Here is a 4,198-nt window from a genome sequence, read left to right on the forward strand (position 1 = left end):
CCCGCGGCGGCCAGGCCGGGCCCGCCGGACCGGGAGTCGCTGGCCCGGACCCTCGGCGCGCTGCCCGCCGACGTCACCGGCGCACTGGTCAGGGTCGACGGCCCGGGCGCGCGGTGGCGCGGCACCTCGGGGGAGGACGTGCCGGCGAACGCCCGGTTCCGGATCGGCAGCGTCACCAAGGTGTTCACCGCGACCGTGCTGCTCCAGCTCGCCGCCGAGGGCAAGGTCGACCTGGACGGCACCGTCCAGCAGTACCTGCCGGAACTGCTCCCGGACGGCTACCCGCCGGTCACCGTGCGGCAGTTGCTCAACCACACCAGCGGCCTGCCCGGAGGCGGCGGCATGACCTCGGGGGACGGCAGCACGGCGTGGTTCGCCGCCCACAGGACCACCTACTTCAGCCCGCGGCAGGTGGTGGAGGACATGCTCACCCAGCCGATGAACTTCGCGCCCGGCACCGCGCAGCAGTACAACGGCAACGGCTACTTCGTCGCCGCGCTGGTGATCGAGAAGGTCACCGGCGACGACTACGCGGACCAGGTGCGCCGGCGCATCACCGGCCCGCTCGGCCTGCACGCCACCTACGTCCCGGCCGCCGACGACCTGACCGTCCGCGGCCCGCACGCCACCGGCTACGTGGACGTCCGGAACGCCGACGGCAGCACCGCCCGGGTGGACGTCACCGAGCAGAGCCCGTACCCGTGGGCCGAGGGCGGCATGATCTCCTCCGCCGCCGACCTGGAACGCTTCTTCGAGGCGCTCTACCGCGGCCGGCTGCTGCCGCCCGCCCAGCAGGCCGAGGTGTTCGCCGTGCCCGACCTGCCGAACGACCACAACAAGAACTGCGAGATCGGCCCGACCGCGGGGCACGCCTGCTACAGCACCGCCGGTCTGCTGCGCACCGTCCTGCCGAACGGCACCGAGGTCTGGGGCAAGAACGGCTCCAGGCCCGGCTTCACCAGCGCTGTCTTCGCCACCCGCGACTTCTCCCGCAGCGTGGCCATCGGGCTCAACCCGACCGGCATCAGCGGCGAGGAGTTCCCCACCCTGTGGAAGCTGGTGACCGCCGGTTTCGGCTCCGGCCAGGTGTACGGACAGCACTGAGCCCGACGGCACCGCGGGCGGCCGGCACCGGGAGACCGGCACCCGGCGGCCGGCACCGAACCGCTCCCGGAGGGCCGTTGTCAGTCCCGTGCGCTACGTTCGTCGCGTTCACCAGGGCACACGGCAGGACGACGGGGGCGGGCGCACCATGGCCGACGTGATCACGGAGGAGCCGGTCGAGCTCCAGCTGGAGCGGTACCGCACCGAACTGACCGGCTACTGCTACCGCATGCTCGGCTCCGTCTTCGAGGCCGAGGACGCGGTGCAGGAGACGATGGTCCGCGCCTGGCGCGGGCACCGGGGCTTCGAGGGGCGGGCCGCGCTGCGCTCCTGGCTGTACCGGATAGCCACCAACGTCTGCCTGGACGCGCTGAACGGCCGCAACAGCCGGGCCCGGCCGATGGACCTGGCCGGCCCGGTCACGGTGGCCACCGCCCACGGCACCCAGCTGCCCGAGGTGACGTGGATCGGTCCCGCGCCGGACGGCCGGGTGCTGTCCGAGACGGGGGATCCGGCCGAGGTGGCCGCCCAGCGGGAGTCGGTGAAGCTGGCCTTCGTGGCCGTGCTCCAGCGCCTCGCGCCCCGGCAGCGGGCGGTGCTGGTCCTGCGCGAGGTGCTCGGCTGGAAGGCCGCCGAGGTGGCCGAGCTGCTCGGCGTCACGGTGGCCTCGGTCAACAGCGCGCTCCAGCGCGCCCGGGCGGTGCTCGCCACCGACGCCCCGGCCGCCCGCCCCGCCCCAGCGCTGGACGAGGACCACCGTGCGCTGCTGGACCGCTACGTCCGCGCCTTCGAGACGTACGACATGGACGGCCTCGCCGCGCTGCTGCACGAGGACGTCACGCTCAACATGCCGCCGTTCGCGATGTGGCTGCGCGGGCGGGGCGAGATCCGGGACTGGATGCTGGGCCCCGGGCACGGCTGCCGGGGCTCCCGGCTGCTCCCGGTGACGGCCAACGGCGGCCGGGCCTTCGGCCAGTACCGGCCGAGTCCGGGCGGCGGGCACGAGCCGTGGGCGCTGATCGTGCCGGAGGTGTCAGGGGGCCGGATCACCGGCTTCACCAGCTTCCTGGACACCGACGCGCTCTTCCCGCTCTTCGGCCTCCCGCCCCGGCTCGACGCCGGGCCCGTCACCGGGCCGGGGCGGGAGGCCGCCGTGGGGCCCGTCGCCGAGTAGCTCCGCGAGGTCCAGGGGATCGGCCGTGCCCGGCAGCAGCGCCGCGAGGCCGCTGAACGCCAGCAGGTCGCGCAGCGGGCCGCCGGCGTTCAGCAGCACCACGGCCACCCCGTGCCGGGCGGCGGCCAGCCGCAGCCGGGCGAGGGCGTCGACGACGGCCAGGTCGGGGGCGGTCAGCGCGCCCAGGTCGCAGGTCAGGACGGGACTGCCCGGTGTGGTCTCCATGGTGTCCATGCCGGATAGGACCGCCGGGTCGGCCGCGACTCATCGGTCGGGTGGCAGAGTGGGGCCGACCGGACCGACCCCGCCCTCAGGAGGAGCACCGTGACGGCTGAGCCCTTGAAGTCCCGTGAGGAATGGCTGGCCTCCCTGCCCCGGATCTACGCGGCGGCGGGCTGCCTGCTGCGGGACGAGTCGGGCCGGATCCTGATCGTGAAGGCCGGGTACCGCGAGCACTGGCAGTTCCCTGGCGGCACGATCGACCTCGGCGAGGGCCCGGTCGAGTGCGCCGAGCGGGAGTTGGAGGAGGAGACCGGCATCGTCCAGGAGGCGGGCGAGCTGCTGGCCATCTCCTGGACCCATGCCTCGGCCGAACTCGACCACCCCGCCCAGCACTTCATGTTCGACTTCGGCACCGTCCCGGACGGCACCCCCGTGGCCGTCCCGGCCGGTGAGCTGGACGACCACCGCTGGGCCGCCGTCGAGGAGGCGCTGGACCTGCTCGGACCGGCCCGTTCGGCCAGGCTGCGGGCGGCGCTGGAGGCGGCTGTCGACGGCCGGGTCCGGATCGTCACCACCCGCGTCTCCGGGTTCTGAGCGGACGAGCCCTGCCCCGGGCGCGAGTCCCGGACGCGAGTCCCGTCCGGGAGGCCGGTCCGCGAGCTTCCCGTCCGGGGCAGGGCGCCCGGGTCTCACTGCTGGGGCCCGGACTCCTCGTTCCGCGCGGCGATGATGGCGGCGATCGCCTCCGAGACGAAGGTCTCCGTCTCGGACTTGTCCACCCGCAGCCCGGCGAGCACTCCCTGGCCGTTCTCCAGCTCCAGGAGCGCGAGCAGGATGTGTTCGGTGCCGACGTAGTTGTGCCCGAGCTTGAGCGCCTCCCGGAAGGTCAGCTCGATCACCTTCTTGCCCTGGGCGTCGTACGGGATCAGCGCGGGCACCACCTGCTCGACGGCGGTCGGCAGGGCGGCGGTGGCCGCCGTCCGGACGGCCTCCGGGGTGATGCCCTGGGCGGCGAGCGCCTTGACCGCGATGCCCTCGGGCTCGGCGAGCAGGCCGAGCAGCAGGTGCACCGCGGTGATCTCGGCGTTGGCGGCCTTCCTGGCCTCCTCCTGCGAGGCCACCACGACCTTGCGGGCCCGGGGCGTGAACCGGCTGAATCCCTGGCTCGGGTCGAGGTCGTTCGGGGCGCCCGGGTCCTTGGGGACGAAGCGCTTCTGGGCGGCCTGCTTGCTGACGCCCATGCTGCGGCCGATGTCGGTCCAGGAGGCGCCGGAGCGGCGGGCCTGGTCGACGAAGTGGCCGATGAGGTGGTCGGCGAGGTCGCCGAGGTGGTCGGCGGCGATGACCGCGTCGGAGAGCTGGTCGAGCGCGTCGGGGTGGACCTTCTTGATCGCGGCGATCAGGTCGTCGAGGCGCAGCGGAGTGCTGGTGGGAACAACGGGATTCTCCATGCGTCAACCGTAGGTTGTCGACCCGATGGTCGTCAACCATCGGTTGACGATGGTCGTGGAGGTTTCGCGGGCCCGCGCTACGCGGCGGGCAGCAGCCGCTCCCGGACGGCGGCGATCCGTGCGGGCGTCACACCGGCCGCGAGCAGGTAGCCGGCCGGGTCGAAGCCGTCGAGCGCGGCCGCCAGCGCGGCCTCGGCGGTGGTCCCGGCCTCGGCGAGCACCGCGTCGATCCGGCGGTACGGGTCAG

4 protein-coding genes and 1 pseudogene are annotated in these 4,198 nt (G+C 74.0%); 3 read left to right on the plus strand and 2 right to left on the minus strand.

Annotated features, from left to right (window positions below; translation table 11 throughout):
* Both BU198_RS26510 and BU198_RS26515 read left to right on the plus strand, forming a co-directional pair.
* The coding region (locus BU198_RS26510; protein ID WP_188296073.1) for a serine hydrolase domain-containing protein at nucleotides 1-1,104 on the plus strand (1,104 nt) is incomplete at its 5' end.
* Nucleotides 1,105-1,252: 148 nt separating this feature from the next.
* On the plus strand, nucleotides 1,253-2,278 hold the full coding sequence (locus BU198_RS26515; RefSeq protein WP_188296072.1) for a sigma-70 family RNA polymerase sigma factor: 1,026 nt from the start codon (nucleotides 1,253-1,255) through the stop codon (nucleotides 2,276-2,278).
* A gap of 57 nt (nucleotides 2,279-2,335) precedes the next feature.
* Here the strand turns inward: BU198_RS26515 and BU198_RS42595 are convergent.
* Nucleotides 2,336-2,512, minus strand: a pseudogene (locus BU198_RS42595) (hypothetical protein); the annotation flags it as partial.
* A 90-nt stretch (nucleotides 2,513-2,602) separates the two neighbouring features.
* On the opposite strand from BU198_RS42595, the gene BU198_RS26520 reads away from it, so the two are divergent.
* Nucleotides 2,603-3,094, plus strand: coding sequence for an NUDIX domain-containing protein (locus BU198_RS26520; protein WP_188296071.1), 492 nt, complete (start codon nucleotides 2,603-2,605; stop codon nucleotides 3,092-3,094).
* A gap of 95 nt (nucleotides 3,095-3,189) precedes the next feature.
* Here the strand turns inward: BU198_RS26520 and BU198_RS26525 are convergent, their stop codons facing one another.
* Nucleotides 3,190-3,951, minus strand: coding sequence for a Clp protease N-terminal domain-containing protein (locus BU198_RS26525; RefSeq protein WP_188296070.1), 762 nt, complete (start codon nucleotides 3,949-3,951; stop codon nucleotides 3,190-3,192).
* Nucleotides 3,952-4,198: the final 247 nt, after the last annotated feature.

Source organism: Streptomyces sp. CBMA156, from assembly GCF_014596515.1.
In the GTDB taxonomy this organism is placed as follows: Bacteria; Actinomycetota; Actinomycetes; order Streptomycetales; family Streptomycetaceae; genus Kitasatospora.

Excerpts from the sequence above, each read along its gene's own strand:
- BU198_RS26515 (WP_188296072.1), top strand. The coding sequence starts at position 1,253 with ATGGCCGACGTGATCACGGAGGAGCCGGTCGAGCTCCAGCTGGAGCGG.
- BU198_RS26525 (WP_188296070.1), bottom strand. The coding sequence starts at position 3,951 with ATGGAGAATCCCGTTGTTCCCACCAGCACTCCGCTGCGCCTCGACGAC.